Genomic DNA, 21,394 nt, shown 5'->3' on the forward strand with positions numbered 1-21,394 from the left:
GGCCGCGGATGCGAGACTGGGCCGCACCATGAACGTCTCGCACCTGGGGCAGGCCTCCCCGCCGCTGCGGCGGCTCTCCGAGTTGCGCGGCCCGGCGCCGCAGCGCAGCCTCGACGCCCGTGCCCTCGCCGCGCTCGCCGCCAATCCGGGCTGCCGCCGCCGCGCCCTGCTGGATGCCGCGGGCATCGACAAGACCGCGCTCGCCCGGCAGTTGGGCCGTCCGGCGCCGTTCGGCCAGTCGCCGTTCGCGATCCGCCGCGGCCTGGTGTTCGAGTCCCGCCTGAAGCGGGACGGCTACGCCGTGCTGCTGGAGCCGCTGCGCCGCCGACTGGGCGTCCCGGCGGACGAGGTGGCCTCGCTCGCCGTGCCCGACCTGCTGCCCTCGGCCTCCCCCGCGGTCCGCGCGGAGCGGACGCTGGCGGTGCTGGCCGAGGCCGCCGCCGACCCGGCGGCCTGGACGCTGCTGGACCACCCGATGCTCCGGCTGGAGGTGGCGGGCAGCCCGGCCTACCTGGAGCCGGACGCGCTGGTGGTGCACGGCGGCCGGTGCACCGTGGTGGAGATCAAGTCCTTCCCGGTGCTGGACGGTTCGGCCGATCCGGCGAACGTGGGCGCGGCCGCCCGGCAGGCCGCGGTGTACGTGCTGGCGCTGCAGGAGGCGGCGGCCCGGCTGGCCGGCCGGCCGGTCGCGGCGGATCCGTACGCCGTCCAGGAGCTGCCGGGGGCGCCGGAGTTGACGGTGCTGCTGGTCTGCCCGAAGGACTTCTCCTCCGAGCCGGTCGCCGTCCCGGTCGACGTGCGGCGCGAACTCGCGGTCACCCGGCGGCAGTTGTCCCGGATGACCCGGATCGAGCAGTTGCTCGCGGCGCTCCCCGAGGGCGTCACCTTCGACCTCGCGCGGGACGCCGAGGGCACCCCGACCCGGCCGGCCGGGGAGCTGGCCGAGGCGGTCGCCGCGGTGCCCGCCGCGTACGCGCCGGAGTGCATCTCCACCTGCGAGTTGGGCTTCCACTGCCGGGCGCAGGCGCGCTGCGCGGGCGGGGTGGAGCAGTTGGGCCGCGGCGTGCGCGGCGAGCTGGGGTCGCTGCGCACCGTCGAGGAGGCGCTGGCGGCCGCGGCGGCCGGCGGCGCCGCGGAGCCGGAGCCGGAGCCGGAGCCGACCGACGGGTCGGGGCCGGACGAGGCCGCCGAGCGGTTGGCGTACGCGGCTCGGCTGCGCGCGGAGGCGCTGGCCGCCGGGGGCGTGCGGTGAGCCTGCTGTCCACCCTGGCCCGGCTGGAGGCGGTGCGGGCGCAGCGGGCCCGGCCGCTGGCCACGGTGCGGCACCGGCAGTTGTCGGAGCGGCCGATGGTGCTGGTTCCGCTGGCGGCCGCGGGCGAGACGGGCGCGCCGCTGGCGGTGCTGCTGGGCACCGACCGGGAGGCGCCCCGGCTGCACTTCGTGCCGCAGCCGCTGAACCGCACCCAGCGTTCGGAGTTCCTGGCCGCGATGGCCCGGGACGTGGTGCCGTACCTGGAGTCCTTCACCGACGAGGTGGAGCTGCTGGAGGGGTCCGAGAAGGACCCGGTGAGCGGCGAGAAGGTGCCGGTGGTGCGGGAGTTGTGCGCGGACGCGCCGCAGCTGCTGGTGCCGAACGCGGGCGGGGTGGCGCACCTGGCGCTGCTCGGCCGGTCGACCAGGTTCCGCCGGACGGCGGACGACCCGGAGCCGGGCGCGTACCCGGCGCCGACCGAAGTCCCTTTGATGGGGCGGTGGTTGACGCACCTGACGGACCGGGCGCAGGTGCCGGGGTCGTCGATGCTGCTGGCGGTGACGGGCCTGCTGTCGCGGCACTGGGCGACCGGGCAGAGCAACCTGGAGGACCAGCACCTGGCGGCCCGGCTGGCCTGGCACCTGCCGCCGGTCGGTCTGGAGCCGGCCGCGGTCGGCGCGGCGGCCGCCGAGTGGGTGGAGTCCGCGCGGGACGGCGACGGGCTGCTGCTGCACCCGCCGGCCGGTCCGGCGACGGATCCGAAGTTCGACGAGCGGGTGCTGGCCCCGGCGATCCTGCGGCACGACGCGGCGGTGGCGGTGCGCGAGCGGGCCGAGGCGGCGCGGGACGACGCGGAGGTCCGCCGGGCGGCCGCGCTGGTCGCGTCGGCCCACGCCGAGCTGGGCCGGGTGCTGCTGGCGGCGACGCTGCCGGTCTGGCACGACGTGTGGCGGGCGGTCGACCTGCTGCGCGCGCTGCCCCCGGCCGGGCACCTGCCGGAGCGCTGGGAGGGCGACCGCTGGTCGTTCACCATGCACCGGGACCGGGTGGCGGCCGGCGAGCCGCCGCAGCCGCGCCGGGACGACGCGGTGACGGCGGCCCGGAAGCTCGCCCAGCGCGAGCGGGAGCAGGCGAAGCTGGAGGTCCAGGAGGCGCTGGACGACCCGCTGGCGATGGCGGAGCGGCGGCTGGCCGGCGAGGCGTTCGCGGGCGAGGTGGTGGACGTCGTCCCGGAGTGGTCGGCGGGCCGCTCGCCCAAGCCGCGGCCGCTGCTGGTGGTGCGCACCGACGACCGGCCGCACGCCGATCCGGGCCGCGAGGTGCACCGGGCGCACGCGGAGCCGGCCCAGCGGGCCGAGGTGGTGTCGTCCGGGCCGGGCGAGGTGGTGCTGCGGCTGCTGTCCGGGATGGGCCGCCGCAGGGACCCGGAGCCGGGCAGCGTGCCGGAGCCGGGCACGTCCGTGGTGTTCACCCTGTTCGAGTTGGCGCCCCGGCAGTCCGCGCCGCTGCCGGAGCCCGCCGACACGCCGTGGACGCACGGCGGCCCGCCGGTGGCCGTCGAGGATGCGCCGGTCGGCGCGGACGAATGGGAGTGACCAGCGACGTGAACCGCTCCGGAGCCGAAGACGCGCCGACCGGCCGGCCCGCCCCCGAGCCGTCCCCGGGCGAGGCGGCCGACCGGGCCGTGGCGGGGATCCTGGAGGCCGTGGTGCGCCCGGCGCCGGGCGCGCCGCGCGGCGTGGTGGTCGACTCCCCGCCGGGCGCCGGCAAGTCGACGCTGGTGGTGCGGGCGGCGCGCGAGCTGGTCGGCGCGGGCGAGCGGCTGATGATCGTCGCGCAGACCAACAGCCAGGTCGACGACCTGGTCGACCGGCTGGCGTCCAAGGCCCCGGGGATCAGCATCGGCCGGCTGCACGCGAGCGACGCCAAGCCCGCGCCGGAGGTGCTGCGGCACGCCAACGTCACCGCCAGGGACAAGGTCGCCGACCTGCTGGAGCAGGACGTGGTGGTCTCCACCTCGGCGAAGTGGCAGTGGGTGCGGACCGAGCAGCCCTGGCGGCAGGCCATCGTCGACGAGGCGTACCAGATGCGCTCGGACGCGCTGCTGGCCGTCGCCCGGCTCTTCGAACGGGCGCTGTTCGTCGGCGACCCGGGCCAGCTCGACCCGTTCACCGTGGTCGGCACCGACCAGTGGGCGGGCCTCTCGTACGACCCGTCCTCCTCCGCGGTGGTGACCCTGCTCGCGCACAACCCGGCGATCCGGCCGCACCGGCTCCCGGTCTCCTGGCGGCTGCCCGCCTCGGCCGCGCCGCTGGTCTCCGCCGCGTTCTACCCGTACACGCCGTTCCGGGCCGGGACCGGGCCGGACGACCGCACCCTGCGGCCGGGCAGCCGCGGCGACGGGTCGGCGGTGGACGCGGCGATCGACGAGGCGGCGGCCAGCGGCTGGGCGCTGCTGGAGCTGCCCGCCCGGCACACCGTCCGCACCGACGCGCAGGCGGTCGCCGCGGTCGCGGCCACCGTCCGGCGGCTACTGGAGCGCGGGCTGACCGCGCGTTCCGAGCAGGGCGACATCCCGCTCACCCCCGGCCGGGTGGCGGTCGGCACCGCGCACCGCGACCAGGCGGCGGCGGTCCGGGCCGAGCTCGGCCGGCTGGGCGTCCCGGTCGACCCGGTGGCCGGCGAGGCCGTCACGGTCGACACCGCGAACCGGTTGCAGGGCCGCGAGTACGACGTCACCGTCGTCCTGCACCCGCTCTCCGGCCGGCCCGACGCCACCGCCTTCCACCTGGAGACCGGCCGCCTGTGCGTCCTCGCCTCCCGCCACCGGCACGCCTGCATCGTGGTCGCCCGGGCCGGCATCCCCGAGCTCCTCGACGACCACCCCGCCACCGACCCCGTCCAGCTCGGCGTCGCCGTCAAGTTCCCCGACGGTTGGGAGGCCAACCACGCCGTCCTCGCCCACCTCGCGGCCCACCGCGTCCGGCTGTAGGCGCACGGGGGCGGAGCCGGGGGCCCGGAGCGCCACCGGGTCCCGGCGGTGGGTCCGGTGGTGCTCGGGGCCGGGGCGCGGCACCTGCGGCGGGCGCGCGGCGCACGGCTCGCGCCCCCGGCGGGGAATAGCGCTTGCGGGCGCACCGTTCCGGTTCTGGCGGTGCGCGCGCGACAATGGACGGCGGCCGTCTTTCCCCTCACCCCCGGAGGTGCCCCGTCATGCCCGACTCGCATCCGCAGGCGTCCGACCAGGGCGGTTCGCCGACTCCGGCGGTCGTTCCCTCGGTGCCGGGCCCGGCCCGGCGGATCCGGCCGGTCGAGTTGATCTTCGAGCCGGCGGGAGCGGAGCCGGAGCCGGAGCGGTTCTTCGACCTGGAGTCGATCGACGACCCGTCCGAACTGCTGTCGCGTTCCACCGAGTTGGCGCTGGCGTTCCGGGCCGCGGCGGAGCGGGCGACGGACTTCCAGGCGCTGGCGGCGGCGCAGCTCGCGGATCCGCGCCGGTTCGACGCGCTCTCGTCGGCGCAGATCGCCGAGCGGGCGGACTGGACGCCGGACTACGCGGCGAAGATGGTCGAGTACGGCCGTTCGCTGCAGCGCCGGGGCCCGGAGGAGTAGGCCGCCGGGGCGGCCCCGCCAGGCCACTGGCATATGCGGCGGGCGATGGTACGCCCCCGCACCCCCGGTTGTCCGGCGAACTCCGTTTTCCGCGCCCCTCGCCGGGCCGCCGGTCCACCCTTTCCGGGTGGACATCTGGACCTATCAATCCGTGGAGTACGTCAGCGTCGCCGGGGAGGCGTGGCTCGCCTCCGCCAGCGAGTACCCGAGCAGCATGCGCGCGCTGTGGGAGGCCCGGCCGTGGGCGCCGGCGGTGCTCCCGTGCGGCCGGGTGTTCGACGTGATCAGCCTGCCGGCGGTGTTCGGCCGCCGGGTGCTGGACGAGCTCTGGGCGTCGGGCCCGGGCTGCGGGCCGGTGGCGACCTACCGGGGGCGGACCCTGCTGTTCGTCCAGCCGGGGACGGCGGCCCGGCTGCGGACGCTGCTGGCCTGGGAGGAGTGGGCCCGGGACGTGCCGCCGCTGCTGTGCCACGGCCCGGGGGACGCGATCACGGTGCCGCCGGTGCAGCGGGCGGTCGACGAGCCGGAGACCTCGTCCAGCCGGTGGATCGTCGCGCCGGACACCAGCGAGCCGTGGCTGCCGGGGGCCTCGGTGGTGCTGTGGGCGTGCGTCCGGGCGGCCCGGGGGCGGGGCCGGGAGGCCGGCGACCCGGTGTCGAACGCGCGCTGAACGGGGGGTGCCGCCCGGGTGGGCGCGGGGTGCGCGACGGATTTGGGCTCCGGCCCCGGCCGCTGCTAGAGTCTTCCACGTCAGCAGGCGCCGCTAGCTCAGTTGGTTAGAGCAGCTGACTCTTAATCAGCGGGTCCGGGGTTCGAGTCCCTGGCGGCGCACAGACAGCGAAAGGCCCCCCTTCACCGGGGGGCCTTTCGCGTTGTCGGCGGCCTCCGGCCCGCGTAAAGGGCTGCTAATGTCCGGGCCATGGCCTCCGACGACCTGCACGCGGACTGGGCCGCCTGGCTCGACGCGGAGCTCGCCGAGTCCGAGGCGGCCGCCCTGCGCGCGCACCGGCGGGAGCGGCGCGGGCGGCGGCTGCGGCGCGCGCTGGCCTGGGCGGGCGCGGTGACGCTGGCGGGCGCGCTCGGCTTCGGCCTGGTGTACACGGCGCAGCACGGCCCGGCGCCGCGTCCGGCGGTCACCGCCTCCCCCAGCCCCACCGGCTAGCCGAGCAGGACGACCGCCAGGCGGCGCGGCCCGTGCACGCCCTTGACCCGGATCATCTCGATGTCGGCGGTGGCGGACGGCCCGCTGACGAAGGTGAGCGGCCGGGCGGGGTCGAGCCGGCCGAGGACGCCGGGCAGCGCGGAGCCGACCTGTTCGGCGCGGACGACGCAGACGTGCAGGTCGGGCAGCAGGGTCGCGGCGCGGCGGCCCTGGGCGGGGCCGCCGTCCAGGACCAGGGTGCCGGATTCGGCGACGGCGGCGGCGCAGCCGGTCAGGACGGCGTCGGTGGCGTCGAGCGCGGCGTTGCCGAGCGGCGGCCGGTCGGTCCGCCGTTCGCCGGTCCAGTCCGCGAGCCACTCCTCGGGGGTTCCGGCGGGGACGACCAGGCTGCGGGCGCCCTCGTCGTCGAGGGCGCGGGCGACGGCGGGTCCGGGGGTGTCGGCGCGCAGCACCCGGGCGCCGTACTCCGCGAGCCGTTCGGCGAACAGGGCGAGGACGGCGGGGCGGTCCTCGTCGGGGACGCCGGGGGCGTGGCGCAGGTGGTCGCGGGGCGGTTCGGGGGCGGGCGGGACGGCGGCGGCGCGGATCCGGCGGAGGATCTCGTCGCGGGCGGCGCCGGTCATGGGCGTTCTCCTTCGTTCCGCTTCCACCAGGTGCGGAAGGACTCCCGGGGGACGTCGGGCAGGGCCCGGTTGTCGGTCCAGCCGGGGACGGGGGTGCGGGCAGGCAGCAGCGGTCCGAGCAGTCCGGCGCCCTTGACGGCGGTCCGCCAGAGCGCGGGGCGGGCCATCACGGCGCCGACGGTGTTCAGCGCGGCCCGCTCGACGGGGTGCCCGCCGCCGTCGGCGACCTGGGCGCGCAGGTCGAGCAGCACGTCGGTGAACCGGATCCGGACCGGGCAGACCTCGTTGCAGGCGCCGCACAGCGTGGAGGCGTACGGCAGCGAGGCGGTCTGCGCGTCGTCGAGGCCGCGCAGCAGCGGGTTGAGGATCGCGCCGATCGGCCCGGGGTAGACCGAGCCGTACGCGTGGCCGCCGGTGCGCTCGTAGACGGGGCAGGTGTTCATGCAGGCGCCGCAGCGGATGCAGCGCAGCGCCTGCCGGCCGACCGGGTCGGCGAGGGCGCGGGTGCGGCCGTTGTCGACCAGGACGAGGTGGAAGGCGCGCGGGCCGTCGCCGTCGACGGTGCCGGTCCAGGTGCTGGTGTAGGGGGCCATCCGTTCGCCGGTGGCGTTGCGGGCCAGCAGTTGGAGGAGGACCTCCAGGTCGGTCCAGGTGGGGACGGTCTTCTCGATGCCGACGACGGAGATCAGGGTGTCGGCGAGGGTCAGGCACATCCGGCCGTTGCCCTCGGACTCGACGACGACCAGGGTGCCGGTCTCGGCGACCACGAAGTTGGCGCCGGAGACGGCGACCCTGGCGCCGAGGAACTTCTCCCGCAGGTGCAGCCGGGCGGCCTCGGCGAGTTCGGCGGGGTCGTCGGTGAGTCCGTCGGGGGCGGGTCGGCCGTGCCGGCCCATCTCGCGGACGAAGACGTCGCGGATCTCGGCGCGGTTGCGGTGCAGCGCGGGGACGACGACGTGCGAGGGCAGGTCGTCGCCGAGCTGGACGATGGCGGCGGCGAGGTCGGTCTCGCGGGCGCTGATCCCGGCGGCTTCGAGGGCGGCGTCCAGGCCGATCTCCTCGGTGAGCATCGACTTGACCTTGACGATCTCGCGTTCGCCGGTGGCCCGGACCAGGTCGGTGACGATCCGGTTGGCCTCGGCGGCGTCGCGGGCCCAGTGGACGGTGCCGCCGGCGGCGGTGACCCGCTCCTCGACCTGCAGCAGGTAGCCCTCCAGGCCGGCCAGCGCCCGGTCCTTGATCGCGGCGGCGCTGTCGCGCAGCCGCTCCCAGTCGGGGCGTTCAGCGACGAGCGCGGCCCGTTTGCCGCGGATGGTGTGGGTGGCGCGGCGGACGTTCTCGCGCAGCTGCCGGTTGCCGACCTCGCGGGCGGCGGCCTCGGGGAAGGCGGGCCAGCCCAGGAACGACCTGGTCATCGGACGGCCTCCACGACGGGGACGCCGGGCAGCGGCCCGTCCTGTTCGGTGCGGGCCAGGATCTCGGCGAGGTGCAGGACCCGGACGGGGTGGCCGTCCCTGGTGAGCCGGCCGCCGATGTTCATCAGGCAGGAGTTGTCGACGGCGGCGAGCACCGGCGCGCCGGTCTCCAGGACGTGCCGGGCCTTGTCGCCGTTCATCGCGCCGGAGACCGCCGGGTTCTTCACCGCGAAGGTGCCGCCGAAGCCGCAGCACTCCTCCTGGGCGGGCAGCTCGACGAGGTCGATGCCCCGCACGGCGCGCAGCAGCCGGTGGGGGCGCCCGCCGAGGCCGGTGGCCCGCAGGCTGTGGCAGGTGGGGTGGTAGGTGACCCGGTGCGGGAAGTACCCGCCGACCTGTTCGACGCCCAGCCGGTCGGTCAGGTACTGGGTCAACTCGTGGATCCTGGGGGCCAGTTCGGCGACCGCCCGGGCGAGTCCGGGGTCGCCGGCGGCCTCGGCGGCGAGCGGGTACGCCTCGGTGGCCGTCCCGGCGCAGGAGGCGGACGGGACGACGATCTCCGCGTAGTCGGCGAAGGTGTCGACGAAGTGCCGGGCGAGCTTCGCGGTCTCCCTGCGGTAGCCGGTGTTGAAGTGCATCTGGCCGCAGCAGCTCTGCGCGGCGGGGAAATCCACCTCGACGCCGATGCGGCGCAGCAGGGTGACGGTGGCGCGGCCGGTGCCGGGGAAGAGCGTGTCGTTCAGGCAGGTCACGAACAGGGCGGTGCGGGCGCGGGGTGGGTTCGGAGGCATGCCCGCATCATAGATGCAAGCTTAGATGCAAGGAGGGACGCGTGGCAGAATGCCCTGGTGACGACCGACGCCCTCCCCACCGCCGACCGGGCCTACCAGCACGTCCGCGCCCGCCTGCTGGACGGCAGCTGGCCCGGCGGCACGCTGCTCTCCGAGGGCGTCGTCGCCACCGAGCTGGGCCTGTCCCGGACGCCGGTCCGGGAGGCGTTCCTGCGCCTGCAGTCCGAGGGCTTCCTGCGCCTCTACCCCAAGCGCGGCGCCCAGGTCGTCCCGGTCGCGCCGGGCGAGGCGCGCGACGTCCTCGCCGCCCGGGTGCTGTTCGAGCGCGCCGCGGTCGACGCCCTCGCCGCCCGCGGCCCGGCCGCGCTGACCGCCGCCGGCGCGGAGCTGCTGGCCGCCTGCGAGCACCGCGACCCGCACCCCGTCGAGGCCGGCCGGCACTTCCACCTCACCCTGCTGCGGGCGGCCGGCAACCCCGTGCTGACCTCCCTCTACGAGACCCTCTGGGACCGCCAGACCCGCGTCTGGGCCGCCGCCACCGCGACCCCCGCCCACGCCGGGCGCGACCACGCCGAACATCTCGCGCTGGCCCGCGCCCTCGCCGCCCCCGACCCGGCCCGCGCCCGCGAACTGGTCACCGCCCACGCCGACTCGCTGCTGGCGCGGGCCACCTGAGCACGGGCCGGCCGAATACGGGGCACCCGAGCACGGGCCCGGCACGGGAACGCGGCAGGGGCCGGAGGCGACGACCCGCCTCCGGCCCCCGCCCCGTCACCCGCTACTCCCGGCCGCGCAGTTCGCGGTAGCGGCCGACCAGGCGGGCGGTGGAGGCGTCGAGCGCGTCGGTGCCCTCGCCGGTGAGCAGGACGGGCTCGATCTTCTTGGCGAGGACCTTGCCGAGTTCGACGCCCCACTGGTCGAAGGAGTCGATGTTCCAGACCGCGCCCTGGACGAACACCTTGTGCTCGTAGAGGGCGACCAGCTGGCCGAGGACGTGCGGGGTGAGCTCGCCGGCCAGGATCGTGGTGGTGGGGTGGTTGCCGCGGAAGGTCTTGTGCGGGACGAGCTCGGCGGGCACGCCCTCCGCGGCGACCTCCTCGGCGGTCTTGCCGAAGGCCAGCGCCTGGGTCTGGGCGAAGAAGTTGGCCATCAGCAGGTCGTGCTGGGCGACCAGGGCGGACGGCAGGTCGGCGACCGGCTTCGCGAAGCCGAGGAAGTCGGCGGGGATCAGCTTGGTGCCCTGGTGCAGCAGCTGGTAGTAGGCGTGCTGGCCGTTGGTGCCGGGGGTGCCCCAGACCACCGGGCCGGTCTGCCAGTGGACGGGGTTGCCGTCCCGGTCGACGGACTTGCCGTTGGACTCCATGTCGAGCTGCTGCAGGTACGCGGTGAACTTCGACAGGTAGTGCGAGTACGGGAGCACGGCGTGCGCCTGGGCGTCGAAGAACGCGCCGTACCAGACGCCGAGCAGGCCGAGCAGCAGCGGCACGTTCTCCTCGGCGGGGGCGGTGCGGAAGTGCTCGTCGACGAGGTGGAAGCCGGCCAGCATCTCCCGGAAGCGCTCGGCGCCGATCGCGATCATCAGCGAGAGGCCGATCGCCGAGTCGTAGGAGTAGCGGCCGCCGACCCAGTCCCAGAACTCGAACATGTTGGCGGTGTCGATGCCGAAGTCGGCGACGCCCTTCGCGTTGGTGGAGAGCGCGACGAAGTGCTTGGCGACGGCCTCGTCCCCGGCGCCGAGCTGCTCCAGCAGCCAGCCGCGGGCGACGACCGCGTTGGTGACGGTCTCGATGGTGGTGAAGGTCTTGGAAGCGACGATGAACAGCGTCTCGGCGGCGTCCAGGTCGCGGACGGCCTCGTGCAGGTCGGCGCCGTCGACGTTGGAGACGAAACGGACCGTCAGGTCGCGGTCGGTGTAGGAGCGCAGCACCTCGTAGGCCATCGCGGGGCCGAGGTCGGAGCCGCCGATGCCGATGTTGACGACGTTGCGGATCCGCTTGCCGGTGTGGCCGGTCCACTCGCCGGAGCGGACCCGGTCGGAGAAGGCGGCCATCTTGTCGAGGACGGCGTGCACGGCGGGCACCACGTTCTCGCCGTCGACCTCGACGACGGCGCCGCGCGGGGCGCGCAGCGCGGTGTGCAGGACGGCGCGGTCCTCGGTGGTGTTGATCTTCTCGCCGCGGAACATGGCGTCGCGCAGCTCGGCGACGCCGGTCGCGGCGGCGAGGTCGCGCAGCAGGTCGAGGGTGCGGTCGGTGACCAGGTTCTTCGAGTAGTCGACGTACAGGTCGCCGACCCGCAGGGTGTAGCGGGCGCCCCGGTCGGGGTCGGCGGCGAACAGCCCGCGCAGGTGCTGTCCGTCGAGTTCGGCCCGGTGCTTCCCCAGCGCGGCCCACTGCGGGGTGCGGTCCAACGGGGTCCGGCCGTTGGCGGGGGTGTCCGACATCGGTTGCTCCTAGCGTCGTACGGGTGCAGATACCGGCTGGTTCCGGCGGGAGGGTCGCGCTGGTCCGTGCGGGTACGTGTGCGTGTGCCGGCTCCGTCGACGGCCTTGCCCACCGCCAACCCTATGCCCTGCGGGCCGCCCGGCCGGGCGGCACCACGGGTGCCGCGGCGAGTGGTCGACGTCCCGTCACTTCCGGGCCGACTGGAGGTCGAGTGCGCGCAGCACCCGGTCGGCGACCTCGGGGTCGGCGCCGGCCTCGCCCCGGGCGGCGAGCACCTCGCGCCGGGAGGCGGCGATCATCTCCTGCTCGACGGCGAAGGCCTGCCGCCACTTCTTGCCCCGGCGCTTGGCCTCCAGCGCCTCCTCCTCCTCGTACTTCTCGGGGCAGAGCCGGGCCAGGCGGTCGTGCTGGCGTTCGCGCAGCCGTTCGGTGAGTTCGGCGGGGAGCTGGTCCTCGTCCTCCAGTTCGGCGAGCCGGTGCAGGCCGGCCCGGGCGGCGCGCCACCACAGTTCGCGGACGGCCTGCTCGTGCGCGTCGTGGTCGCTGTCCAGGCCGAGCAGCTTGACCACGTACGGCAGGGTCAGGCCCTGCACCACCAGGGTGAACAGGACGACGCTGAAGGCGATGAAGACGATCTCGCTGCGGGCGGGGAAGGGCAGTCCGTCGCGCAGGGCGAGCGGGATGCCGAGGGCGAGGGCGACGGTGGCGACGCCGCGCATGCCGGACCACCACAGGACGACGGTCTCCCGCCAGCTGATCGGCGTGTCCTCCTCGCCGTGGGTGACCCGCTTGGAGAGCCAGGCGGCGGGCAGCAGCCACAGCAGGCGCAGCAGCACGACGACGCCGAGGACGATCGCGGTGTCGCCGATCATGGTGTGCCAGGTGTCCTTGACGTCCTGCAGGACGGTGGACAGCTCCAGGCCGATCAGGCCGAAGGCGACGCCGGTGATCAGCGTCTCGACGATCTCCCAGAAGGCGTTGCCGACCAGCCGGTAGGAGACCTCGTCGGCGTCGGAGGCCCGGTCGGCGAGGTAGAGCGCGCAGACCACGACGGCCAGCACGCCGGAGCCGTGCGCCTCCTCGGCGAGCGCGTAGGCGGCGAACGGGACGAGCAGGTTCAGCGCGACCTGCTGGGTGGGGTCCTCCAGGAAGCCGGCGATCCTGGCGTTCAGCCAGCCGAGGCCGACGCCGACGGCGACCGCGACCACGGCGGACAGCAGGAAGCGCTCGACGGCCCGGCCCACCGACAGGTCGCCGTCGACGACGGCCTCGACGGCCAGCGAGTAGATGACGATCGCGGTGACGTCGTTGAACAGGCCCTCGCTCTCCAGCACGGCGGTCAGCCGGCGCGGCAGCCCGACCTCGCCGGCCACCGCGACGGCGGCGACCGGGTCGGGCGGGGAGACCAGCGCGCCCAGCGCGACGGCGGCGGCCAGCGGTGCGGCGGGCACCAGCCAGCTGAACACGCCGGCCACGGCGGTGGTGGTGACGACCACCAGGGCGACGGCCAGCAGCAGGATCGAGCGGATGTTGGCCTTGAAGTAGCGCACCGAGGAGCGCCGGGCCACCGCGAAGATCAGCGGGGGCAGCACCAGCGGCAGGATGAACTCGGGGTTGATCTGGACGTTCGGGATCTGCGGGACGAGTGCGAAGACCAGTCCCACCATGGTCATCAGTACCGGCTGCGGGATCCGGGTCCGGCGGGCCAGCGGCATCGTGACGACCGAGGCGAGCAGGACCAGGAAGAGCAGGGTCAGCTGGCCCACGGTGGATCCTCTCGGCAGGTGCGGGGTGCGCCGGCCTCAGCATACGTCGGGGCCCGTCCCGACCGATTGTGTGTTTCGGTCGCTGACCAGGTAGTGTTCTGCGCGTCAGCAGGCGCCGCTAGCTCAGTTGGTTAGAGCAGCTGACTCTTAATCAGCGGGTCCGGGGTTCGAGTCCCTGGCGGCGCACCGACAGTCCGAAGGCCCCCTCGCTCCGCGCGAGGGGGCCTTCGGCGTTCCGACCGGTTCCCGGTCAGGCCCCGGCGGGGACCTTGTCCAGGAAGCCCTGGACGCTCTTGATGCGGGCGGAGCCGTCCAGCGCGATCACGTCGAAGCCGATGGCGACGTTCTCGGTGGCGCCGGTCGGGACGAGCTCCCACTGGAAGCGCGCGATGTGGTGGTGCGCGTCGACGGTCCCGTACAGCTTGAACTCCAGGCCCTGGAACTGCTCGCGGGCGCCGGTGATCAGGGCCGCGACACCGGCGTGGCCCTCGACGTCCGCCAGCGGGTCGGTGTAGGTGGCATCGGCGGCGAAGAGGTCGGCGATCGCGGCCGCGCGCGCTTCGGCGTCCGCCTCGTTCCAGATGGACAGGTAACGCGTCACCACGTCGTGGAGATCACTCATTGCCGTTACTCCTTACATAAAGACGGGCAGCCCGGAGGCGTCGACCGCCCGTTGTCGGGCAGTGCCGCGTACGAGTCTTCCCCGGGGCGGTCGAGGGGTGGTGGACCTCCGCTGGAGGTGGGCGCGGGGCTGGTCAGCGGGGTGTCAGGGGAGGGTCAGGGGGGTTTGGTGGCATGGGTCCCGACCCGCCCGCGAGAAGAGGAGTCCCGTGATGAGTGCGCCCGCCGCCGTGGAGGCGCTGCTGGCCCTGCCGGAACCGGAGCGCCTGGAGCGGCTCCGCGAACTGGTGGTGGACGAGTTCCGGGCGAGCCTGCTGCTCGAACCCGGTGAGGAGCTGCCGCTGGAGCGCAGCTTCTTCGACCTGGGGATGACCTCGCTGCGGCTGACCGAGCTGAAGCAGCGGCTGGAGCGGCGCCTGGACTGCGCGATCAGCGCCAACACGCTGTTCAACGAGCCGACCGTCGCCCACCTGGTCACCTACCTGGCGGAGCTGGTGCTCCCCCGGGAGGAGGCGCCCGCCGCCCCCGCCCCCGCCCCGGCCGAGCCGGACGGCGAGCGGGCGCTGGTCGACCACCTGCTGCGCGACCTGTACCAGTCCTGAGCCGCACGTTCCGTCACGAGGGAGGGGAACCCATGCCGGAGACCGCCGCGTCCGCGGCCGACGAGCAGCTGCGGGTCGCACTGGAGACCGTGCGCGAGCAGCAGCAGACCATCCGGGACCTGATGCTGGAGAAGTACGAGCCGGTGGCCGTGGTCGGCATCGGCCTGCGCTTCCCCGGTGGCAGCGGCACGCCCGACGAGTTCTCCGCGTTCCTGCGCGAGGGCCGTTCGGGCATCGTGCCGTTCCCGGAGGACCGCTTCGACCTGGAGCGGTTCACCGCCCGGGACGGGGAGTCCGAGGAGGAGGCGACCGGCCGCATCCGCGCGGCCGGCGGCGGCTTCCTGGACCGGATCGACCTGTTCGACGCCGGTTTCTTCAACATCTCCCCCAAGGAGGCCCGGTACATGGATCCCCAGCAGCGGCTGCTGCTGGAGACCGCCTGGGAGGCGCTGGAGCACGGCAACATCGACCCGACGCCGCTGCGCCGCTCCAACGGCGGCGTGTTCGTCGGCGCCAGCTCGATCGACTACGCGCTGGAGCTGGACTCCCTCGACTACCCGGACCTGGACGGCCACCTGGCCTCCGGCATCACGTTCTTCCCGCTGTCGGGCCGGCTCTCGTACTTCCTGGGCTGGCGCGGCCCGTGCGTGTCGCTGGACGCGGCCTGCGCCTCCTCGCTGACGGCGCTGCACGCCGCGGTGGAGGGCCTGCGCCGCAAGGAGTGCGACATCGCGCTGGCGGGCGCCGTCAACGCGCTGCACCACCCGCGGATCCCGGTGATCTTCTCCAACGCGAACATGCTGGCGCCCGACGCGCAGTGCAAGACCTTCGACGAGTCGGCGGACGGCTACGTGCGGGCCGAGGGCTGCGCGGTGCTGGTGCTCAAGCGCTACTCGGACGCCAAGCGGGACGGCGACACCGTGTACGGCCTGGTGCGCGGTTCGGCGGTCGGCCAGGACGGCGACTCGGCGGGCCTGACGGTGCCCAACGGCCCGGCCCAGGAGCAGGTGATGCGGGCGGCGCTGCGCCGCGCGGCGCTGCGGCCGGCCGACGTGCAGTACGTGGAGGCGCACGGCACCGGCACGCCGCTGGGCGACCCGATCGAGATGGGCGCCATCGCGGACGTGTTCGCCGAGTCGCACACCCGGGAGAACCCGGTGACGGTCGGCTCGGTGAAGACCAACCTGGGCCACATGGAGCCGGTGGCGGGCCTGGTCGGCGTGATCAAGGCGCTGCTGCAGATGCGGGCCGGCACGATCTTCCCGCACCTGAACTTCCGCACGCCGTCGGGCCGGATCCCCTGGGACCGGTACCCGGTGACGGTGCCGACCGAGAACCGGCCGTGGGAGGCGGGCGTCCGCCGGGCGCTGGTGAACTCCTTCGGCTTCGGCGGCACGATCGCCGCCGTGGTGCTGGAGGAGCCGCCGGGCGCGAAGGCCCCGGCGGGGCCGGTCGAGGAGCGTCCCGAGGTGTTCGCGCTGTCGGCGAAGAACCGGCGCTCGTTGCGGGCCCTGGTGGAGCGCTACCAGGAGTTCCTGGCCGGGCGCCCGGAGCTCGGGATCGGTGAGCTGGCGTGGACGGCGGCGAGCGGCCGGGCCCACCACCCGCTGCGGATCGCCGGCGCGGTCGGCTCCCGCGAGGAGCTGGACAGCCTGCTGGCCAAGTCGCTGACCCAGCTGGACCGGCGCGCCCTGGACGTGCCGGAGCCGCGCAAGACGGCGTTCCTGTTCACCGGGCAGGGCTCGCAGTACCCGGGCATGGCCCGGCCGCTGTACGAGCGGCACCCGGTGTTCCGGGAGCAGGTGGACGCCTGCGAGGAGCTGTTCGCGCCGCTGCTGGGCCGCTCGGTGCGGGACCTGCTGCTGGGCGTGGGCGAGGACCAGGAGGCGATCCACCGCACCCGGTTCACCCAGCCAGCGCTGTTCACCCTGGAGTACGCGCTGGCCAAGCTGTGGCTGTCCTGGGGCGCCCGGCCGAGCGCGCTGATCGGGCACAGCATCGGCGAGGTGGTGGCCGCGGCCGTCGCCGGGGTGTTCACGCTGCGGGACGCGGTGGTGCTGGTGGAGGCCCGTTCCCGGCTGATGCAGTCGGTGACGGCGCCCGGCGGCATGGCGGCGGTGCCCGCCCCGGCCGCCGAGGTGGCGCCGCTGCTGGCCGAGTACGACGACCTCGCGATGGCGGCGGTCAACTCCCCCTCCCAGTGCGTGATCTCGGGCGGGGAGCGGTCGCTGGCCGAGGTGGTGGAGCGGCTGCGCGAGCGCGGCCTGGAGGCGAAGGCGCTGCGCGTCTCGCACGCCTTCCACTCGCCGCTGATGGCCGAGGTGTTCGACGAGTTCCGCGCCGCGCTGTCCGGAGTGACCTTCCGGACGCCGCAGTTGACGCTGATCTCGAACCTGACCGGCAAGGTGGCCCGGCCGGCGCAGCTGACCGACCCGGAGTACTGGGTGCGGCACATCGGCGAGCCGGTCGCCTTCGAGGCGGGGATGCGCGCGGTGGAGCGGCGCGGCAAGCACGTCTTCGTCGAGGTGGGGCCGTCCACGGCGCTGACCTCGCTGGCGAAGGCCTGCGTCGACGCCGGGGAGCACCGCTGGCTGAGCAGCCTGCACCCGAAGGAGGGGGAGGGCCTGACCGTCCTGCGCTCGCTGTCCCAGATGTACGCCGCCGGGCAGCCGGTGGACTGGGCGGGCGTGTTCCGGGGCCGGGAGCTGCCCCGGGTGGAGCTGCCCCGGTACGCGTTCGACCGGCGCCGCTACTGGCTGCCGAACGGCGCGGGCCCCGGCTCGGAGGAGACCGGCGAGCCGGCCGCGTTCCTGCACCGCCCGGTGTGGGCGGAGCTGGCGGCCGCCGCCGGGCCGGCCGTCGATCGGCGGGTGGTGGTGCTGGGCGCCCCGGTGCCGGGGTCGCTCCCGGACGGGGTGCGGGCGCTGTCGGCCGACACGGTCGAGCAGGCGCTGAAGCTGGTGCGCGCCGAGGACGCCACCGACCTGGCCTGGCACTGGCGCCCCGGGACGGGCGCGCCGTCGGCGGCCCGGCTGCGGGCCGAGTGCGAGGCGAACTACTCGGAGCTGCTGGAGCTGCTGGCCGGCCTGGAGCGGGACGGCGCGCGCGGCGTGCGGCTGTGGCTGGTCACGTCCGGGGCGCAGGTGCTGCCGGGCGACGAGCCCGGGGACGGTTCCCGGCTGGCGGCGGCGACCCTGTGGGGCTTCGGGCACGTGCTGCTGAACGAGCGGCCGATGCTGCGGGTGACCCTGGTCGACGAGGACGAGCCGGGCGCGGCCGCCCGGGAGTGGGGCGTCGCCGACGGCGGCGACTTCCAGGTCGCCCACCGGGGCGGGCGCCGGCTGGTGCGGCGGCTGCGGCCGGCCGAGCCGGGCACCGGCGAGCCGGTGCCGGGCGCGGCGTCGCCGGTCCGCGGCGACCGGGCGTACCTGGTCACGGGTGGCCTGGGGGCGCTCGGCACGGCGACCGCGGAGCGGCTGCTGGCGGAGGGCGCGGGCCTGGTCGCGCTGCTGGGCCGGCGGGTGCCGGAGGGCGCGGAGCTGGCGGCGCTGCACGAGCGGCTCGGCGGGCCCGAGCGGGTGCGGGTGCTGGAGGGCCGGCTGGACGCGGACACCGACGTCGCCGCGCTGGCGGACGCGGTCCGCGGGCTGGGCCTCCCGCTGGGCGGCATCGTGCACGCGGCGGGCGGCCTCGCGGACGCCCCGGTGTCGGCGCAGACCTGGGAGTCGCTGGACCTGCTGTTCGGCGCGAAGGTGTACGGCTCGTGGCTGCTGCACGAGCTGGCCGGCGAGTTCGAGGAGGTGGAGTTCTTCTCCGCGTACTCCTCGGCGGCCTCGGTGGTCGGCGGCGCCTCGCAGTCCAACTACGCGGCGGCGAACGCCTTCCTGGACCAGCTGCTGCACTGGCGCTCCGCCCGCGGGCTGCCGGCGCTGGGCGTCAACTGGGGCCCGTGGTCGGAGATCGGCATGTCGGCGCGGCTGAGCGCCCAGCACGTGAAGGCGCTGGAGCGGGAGGGCATCGTCTACTTCACGCCGAAGCGGGCGCTGGACGCGTTCGTGGCGCTGCTGGGGCGGCCCGGCCCGGTGCAGCTGGTGGCCGGCGAGTGCGACTGGGACCGCTTCTCGGCGTCCAAGCCGGTGGTCAACGCGCTGTACGCGGAGCTGGTGTCGGCGCGGGCCTCGGACGCCCCGGTGCTGGACGCCGTCTCGGTGGCGGCGCTGCCGGTCGAGGAGCGGGTGCCGGCGCTGACCGAGTTCATCCGCCACCTGGTGGCGCGGGCCCTGCACCTGGAGGACCCGGACGACGTCGGCGCGCACACCGAGTTCGTGCAGGTCGGCCTGGACTCGCTGGTGGCGATCGACCTGAAGAACGGTCTGGAGGCGGCGTTCCTGGTGCCGTTGGCGCCGTCGCTGGCCTTCGACCACCCGACCGCCGCGAAGCTCGCCGCGCACGTCGCGCAGCAGCTCGCGGAGGCCGCGGCCACCCCCGCGAACGAGAGGCAGGCGTCCTGATGGGCACCGCACAGACCCTGGCGGAGGCCGCCGCCCGGCACGCCGCCGAGCGGCCCGGGCACCCGGCGGTGCTCTGCGAGGGCCGGGTGACCGACTACCGGCGGATCGACGAGGAGAGCAGCCGGGCGGCGCGGGCGATCCTGGCCGCCGGGCTGGGTCCCGGCTCCCGGGTGGCGTACCTGGGCAAGGAGTCCGAGCACTACTACGAGCTGGCGCTGGCCTGCGCGAAGGCCGGCACCGTGCTGGTGCCGGTGAACTGGCGGCTGACCGCCGGCGAGGCCGAGCACATCCTGAGCGACTCGGCGGCCGAACTGCTCTTCGCCGAGCCCGCGTTCGGGGAGCTGGTGGAGAAGGTGCGGCCGCTGCTGCCCGGGCTGCGCCAGGTGGTGGAGCTGGCCCCGCCGGGCGAGTCGGGCGGGCAGCGGGCCTGGGCGGCGGGCTTCGCCGCCACGCCGCCCGGCACCGCGGGCGGTCCGGACGACGCGGTGCTGCAGATCTACACCTCCGGCACCACCGGCGCGCCCAAGGGCGTGGTGCTGGCGCACCGCAGCTTCTTCACGCTGCCCGCGGCGATGGCCGAGGCGGGCGTCGCCTGGATCGACTGGCTGCCGGGCGACCGCAACCTGATCTCGCTGCCCGGCTTCTCCATCGCCGGGATGGGCTGGTTCATGCACGGCTTCGCGGCGGGCGGCACCAACGTGGTGATGCGGATGTTCGTCAGCGAGGAGGCGGTGCGGCTGATCGCCGAGCACGGGGTCACCACCACCTTCGCGGCGCCGGCCATGCTGCAGATGATGATCGAGGAGCGCGGCGCCTCCAAGCTGGCGTTCCGCTCGCTGCGCAAGGTCGCCTACGGGGCGGCGCCGATGTCGGACGCCCTGCTGGGCCGCTGCCTGGAGCTGCTGGACTGCGAGTTCGCGCAGATCTACGCGGCGACCGAGACCGGCACCGTCGCGGTCTGCCTGCCGCCGGAGGACCACTGGGTCGGCAGCCCGGTGCTGGGCTCGGTGGGCAAGGCCTGCCCGGGCCACCGGCTGAAGGTCGTCGACGACGCGGGCGAGGAGCTGCCGCCGGGCGGCATCGGCCGGGTCTGCGTGGCCACCCCGGCCCGGATGCTGGGCTACTGGGGCCTGCCGGGGGCGACCGCCGACGCGATCGACGGCGAGTGGCTGCGGATGGGCGACGCCGGCTACCTCACCGAGGACGGCTACCTGTACCTGTGCGACCGGATCAACGACACCATCATCGCGGCGGGCCAGAACATCTACCCCGCCGAGGTGGAGAAGGCGCTGGACGGGCACCCGGCGGTCGCCGAGAGCGCCGTGGTCGGCGTGCCGGACGAGCTCTGGGGCGACGCCGTGCTGGCGTGCGTGGTGGTGCGGCCGGGGCAGGCGGTGACGCCCCGCGAGCTGCTGCGGCACCTGTCGGGGCGGCTCGCCGACTACAAGATGCCCACCCGCTGGGAGTTCGTGGACGCGGTGCCGCGCAACCCCACCGGCAAGATCCTGCGCCGGGTGCTGCGCGAGCGGTACCTCGCCGCGGCCGCCGCCCCCGCCACCGCCGCTCCCGCCGCCTCCGCCCTCCCGTCCGAAGGGGACCCCCGATGACCGAGCCGCTGCGCGTCGGCCTGCTGCTGCCGACCCGCGAGATGGCCATGACCGGCTCCTGGGACATCCGTCCCATCCTGGAACTGGCGAGCAAGGCCGAGGAGTTGGGCTTCGACTCGGTGTGGACGGGCGACTCGCTGACCGCCCGCCCCCGGCTCGACCCGGTGGTGGTGCTGGCCGCCGTGGCCGGCGCGACCGAGCGGCTGGCGGTCGGCACCGGCGCGCTGACCGCCGCGCTGCGCCACCCGCTGCTGGGCGCCAACCTGGTCTCCAGCCTGCACCACGCGGCGCGCGGCCGGCTGGAGCTGGGCGTCGGCGCGGGCTTCCCGATGCCGGAGAGCGAGGCCGAGTTCGAGGCCGTCGGGGTGCCCTTCGCGGGCCGGGCCGGCCGGCTGGACGAGACCGTCCGGCTGTGGAAGCAGGCCTGGTCGGACGGCGGCCCGGTGTTCGAGGGCCGCCACCTGAGCGCCTCGATGCTGGACCGGCTGCCCCCGCCCGCCGTCCCGGGCGGCCCCCGGGTCTGGCTGGCCGGCAGCGACACCCCCCGGGTGCTGTCCCGGATCGCCCGCCAGTACGACGGCTGGCTGCCGTTCCTGCCCACCGCCGAGGCGTACGCGGCGGCCTGGGACACCATCCGCGGCAAGCTCGCCGAGTACGGCCGCCCCGCCGACGCGGTGGTGCCCGGCCTGTACGCGACGGTCGGCCTCGGGGCCGACCGGGCCTCGGCCGAGGCCGAGCTGGACGCGTACGTGCGCGGCTACTACGGCCGCCCGCTGGAGCTGATGCGCGGCATCCAGGCGTACGGCGCCGGCGGCGCCGAGGACTGCGCCGAGTGGCTGTCCGGGTACGTCCGGGCGGGCGCCCGGCACCTGGTGATCCGGCTGGGGACGCTCGACCCCTGGCCGCAGCTGAAGGAGCTCGCCGACCAGGTGCTGCCCGCGGTGCGCGCGCAGGCCCTGGCCGCGCAGTCCGGCTGATCCGTCCCGAT

The 21,394-nt window shown here is 75.3% G+C and carries 17 protein-coding genes and 2 tRNA genes; 13 read left to right on the top strand and 6 right to left on the bottom strand.

Annotated elements, in window-relative coordinates; translation table 11 throughout:
* The first annotated feature begins 28 nt into the window (after positions 1 to 28).
* The 7 genes from ACZ3J7_RS18925 to ACZ3J7_RS18955 all read left to right on the top strand — a co-directional run bounded on the left by ACZ3J7_RS18925 (position 29) and on the right by ACZ3J7_RS18955 (position 6,026).
* Positions 29 to 1,252, top strand: coding sequence for a hypothetical protein (locus tag ACZ3J7_RS18925; protein WP_465622210.1), 1,224 nt, complete (start codon positions 29 to 31; stop codon positions 1,250 to 1,252).
* Positions 1,249 to 2,847: a hypothetical protein gene (locus ACZ3J7_RS18930; RefSeq protein WP_465622213.1), complete on the top strand. Its 1,599-nt coding sequence runs from the start codon at positions 1,249 to 1,251 to the stop codon at positions 2,845 to 2,847. Before ACZ3J7_RS18925 ends, ACZ3J7_RS18930 begins: the two co-directional genes overlap by 4 nt.
* On the top strand, positions 2,838 to 4,244 hold the full coding sequence (locus ACZ3J7_RS18935; RefSeq protein WP_465622216.1) for an AAA family ATPase: 1,407 nt from the start codon (positions 2,838 to 2,840) through the stop codon (positions 4,242 to 4,244). Before ACZ3J7_RS18930 ends, ACZ3J7_RS18935 begins: the two co-directional genes overlap by 10 nt.
* A 221-nt stretch (positions 4,245 to 4,465) precedes the next feature.
* Complete coding sequence (locus ACZ3J7_RS18940) at positions 4,466 to 4,864, top strand: hypothetical protein (RefSeq protein ID WP_465622218.1); 399 nt, start codon at positions 4,466 to 4,468, stop codon at positions 4,862 to 4,864.
* Positions 4,865 to 4,895: 31 nt separating this feature from the next.
* The gene (locus ACZ3J7_RS18945; protein WP_465622791.1) at positions 4,896 to 5,534 is read left to right on the top strand and encodes a bifunctional DNA primase/polymerase; all 639 of its coding nucleotides are present in this window, start codon (positions 4,896 to 4,898) and stop codon (positions 5,532 to 5,534) included.
* A gap of 87 nt (positions 5,535 to 5,621) precedes the next feature.
* Positions 5,622 to 5,695, top strand: a tRNA-Lys gene (locus ACZ3J7_RS18950).
* 88 nt (positions 5,696 to 5,783) lie between these two features.
* Positions 5,784 to 6,026 (top strand): hypothetical protein, encoded by a 243-nt coding sequence (locus tag ACZ3J7_RS18955; RefSeq protein ID WP_465622220.1) that lies wholly within the window; start codon positions 5,784 to 5,786, stop codon positions 6,024 to 6,026.
* On the opposite strand, the gene ACZ3J7_RS18960 is transcribed toward ACZ3J7_RS18955, so the two are convergent.
* Genes ACZ3J7_RS18960 through ACZ3J7_RS18970 form a run of 3 tightly spaced genes read right to left on the bottom strand, consistent with a single transcriptional unit; the run spans position 6,023 to position 8,855 of the window.
* On the bottom strand, positions 6,023 to 6,649 hold the full coding sequence (locus ACZ3J7_RS18960) for a LutC/YkgG family protein (RefSeq protein WP_465622222.1): 627 nt from the start codon (positions 6,647 to 6,649) through the stop codon (positions 6,023 to 6,025). The genes ACZ3J7_RS18955 and ACZ3J7_RS18960 overlap by 4 nt on opposite strands.
* Positions 6,646 to 8,064 (bottom strand): lactate utilization protein B, encoded by a 1,419-nt coding sequence (locus tag ACZ3J7_RS18965; RefSeq protein WP_465622225.1) that lies wholly within the window; start codon positions 8,062 to 8,064, stop codon positions 6,646 to 6,648. Before ACZ3J7_RS18965 ends, ACZ3J7_RS18960 begins: the two co-directional genes overlap by 4 nt.
* Positions 8,061 to 8,855 (bottom strand): (Fe-S)-binding protein, encoded by a 795-nt coding sequence (locus ACZ3J7_RS18970; protein ID WP_465622229.1) that lies wholly within the window; start codon positions 8,853 to 8,855, stop codon positions 8,061 to 8,063. The genes ACZ3J7_RS18965 and ACZ3J7_RS18970 overlap by 4 nt, the downstream gene beginning before the upstream one ends.
* A gap of 57 nt (positions 8,856 to 8,912) precedes the next feature.
* Between ACZ3J7_RS18970 and ACZ3J7_RS18975 the strand changes: the two genes are divergently transcribed.
* Positions 8,913 to 9,530: a GntR family transcriptional regulator gene (locus ACZ3J7_RS18975; RefSeq protein WP_465622232.1), complete on the top strand. Its 618-nt coding sequence runs from the start codon at positions 8,913 to 8,915 to the stop codon at positions 9,528 to 9,530.
* Positions 9,531 to 9,633: 103 nt separating this feature from the next.
* On the opposite strand, the gene pgi is transcribed toward ACZ3J7_RS18975, so the two are convergent.
* Positions 9,634 to 11,298: a glucose-6-phosphate isomerase gene (gene pgi, locus ACZ3J7_RS18980; RefSeq protein ID WP_465622235.1), complete on the bottom strand. Its 1,665-nt coding sequence runs from the start codon at positions 11,296 to 11,298 to the stop codon at positions 9,634 to 9,636.
* A gap of 186 nt (positions 11,299 to 11,484) precedes the next feature.
* Positions 11,485 to 13,065: a Na+/H+ antiporter gene (locus ACZ3J7_RS18985; RefSeq protein WP_465622237.1), complete on the bottom strand. Its 1,581-nt coding sequence runs from the start codon at positions 13,063 to 13,065 to the stop codon at positions 11,485 to 11,487.
* Between the two features lie 112 nt (positions 13,066 to 13,177).
* Here ACZ3J7_RS18985 and ACZ3J7_RS18990 point away from each other — a divergent pair.
* A tRNA-Lys gene (locus ACZ3J7_RS18990) sits at positions 13,178 to 13,251 on the top strand.
* 64 nt (positions 13,252 to 13,315) lie between these two features.
* Here ACZ3J7_RS18990 and ACZ3J7_RS18995 read toward each other — a convergent pair.
* On the bottom strand, positions 13,316 to 13,687 hold the full coding sequence (locus ACZ3J7_RS18995) for a nuclear transport factor 2 family protein (RefSeq protein WP_465622239.1): 372 nt from the start codon (positions 13,685 to 13,687) through the stop codon (positions 13,316 to 13,318).
* Between the two features lie 211 nt (positions 13,688 to 13,898).
* On the opposite strand from ACZ3J7_RS18995, the gene ACZ3J7_RS19000 reads away from it, so the two are divergent.
* The 4 genes from ACZ3J7_RS19000 to ACZ3J7_RS19015 are packed head-to-tail and all read left to right on the top strand — an operon-like array spanning position 13,899 to position 21,383.
* Positions 13,899 to 14,288 (top strand): acyl carrier protein, encoded by a 390-nt coding sequence (locus tag ACZ3J7_RS19000; protein WP_465622241.1) that lies wholly within the window; start codon positions 13,899 to 13,901, stop codon positions 14,286 to 14,288.
* Between the two features lie 32 nt (positions 14,289 to 14,320).
* Positions 14,321 to 18,799: a type I polyketide synthase gene (locus tag ACZ3J7_RS19005; RefSeq protein ID WP_465622245.1), complete on the top strand. Its 4,479-nt coding sequence runs from the start codon at positions 14,321 to 14,323 to the stop codon at positions 18,797 to 18,799.
* A complete protein-coding gene (locus ACZ3J7_RS19010) occupies positions 18,799 to 20,406 on the top strand; it encodes a long-chain-fatty-acid--CoA ligase (protein ID WP_465622247.1) in 1,608 nt (535 codons plus the stop codon). Before ACZ3J7_RS19005 ends, ACZ3J7_RS19010 begins: the two co-directional genes overlap by 1 nt.
* The gene (locus tag ACZ3J7_RS19015) at positions 20,403 to 21,383 is read left to right on the top strand and encodes an LLM class flavin-dependent oxidoreductase (protein ID WP_465622251.1); all 981 of its coding nucleotides are present in this window, start codon (positions 20,403 to 20,405) and stop codon (positions 21,381 to 21,383) included. The genes ACZ3J7_RS19010 and ACZ3J7_RS19015 overlap by 4 nt, the downstream gene beginning before the upstream one ends.
* Positions 21,384 to 21,394 lie beyond the last annotated feature (11 nt).

The sequence above is a fragment of the Kitasatospora sp. NPDC015121 genome (genome assembly GCF_055562955.1).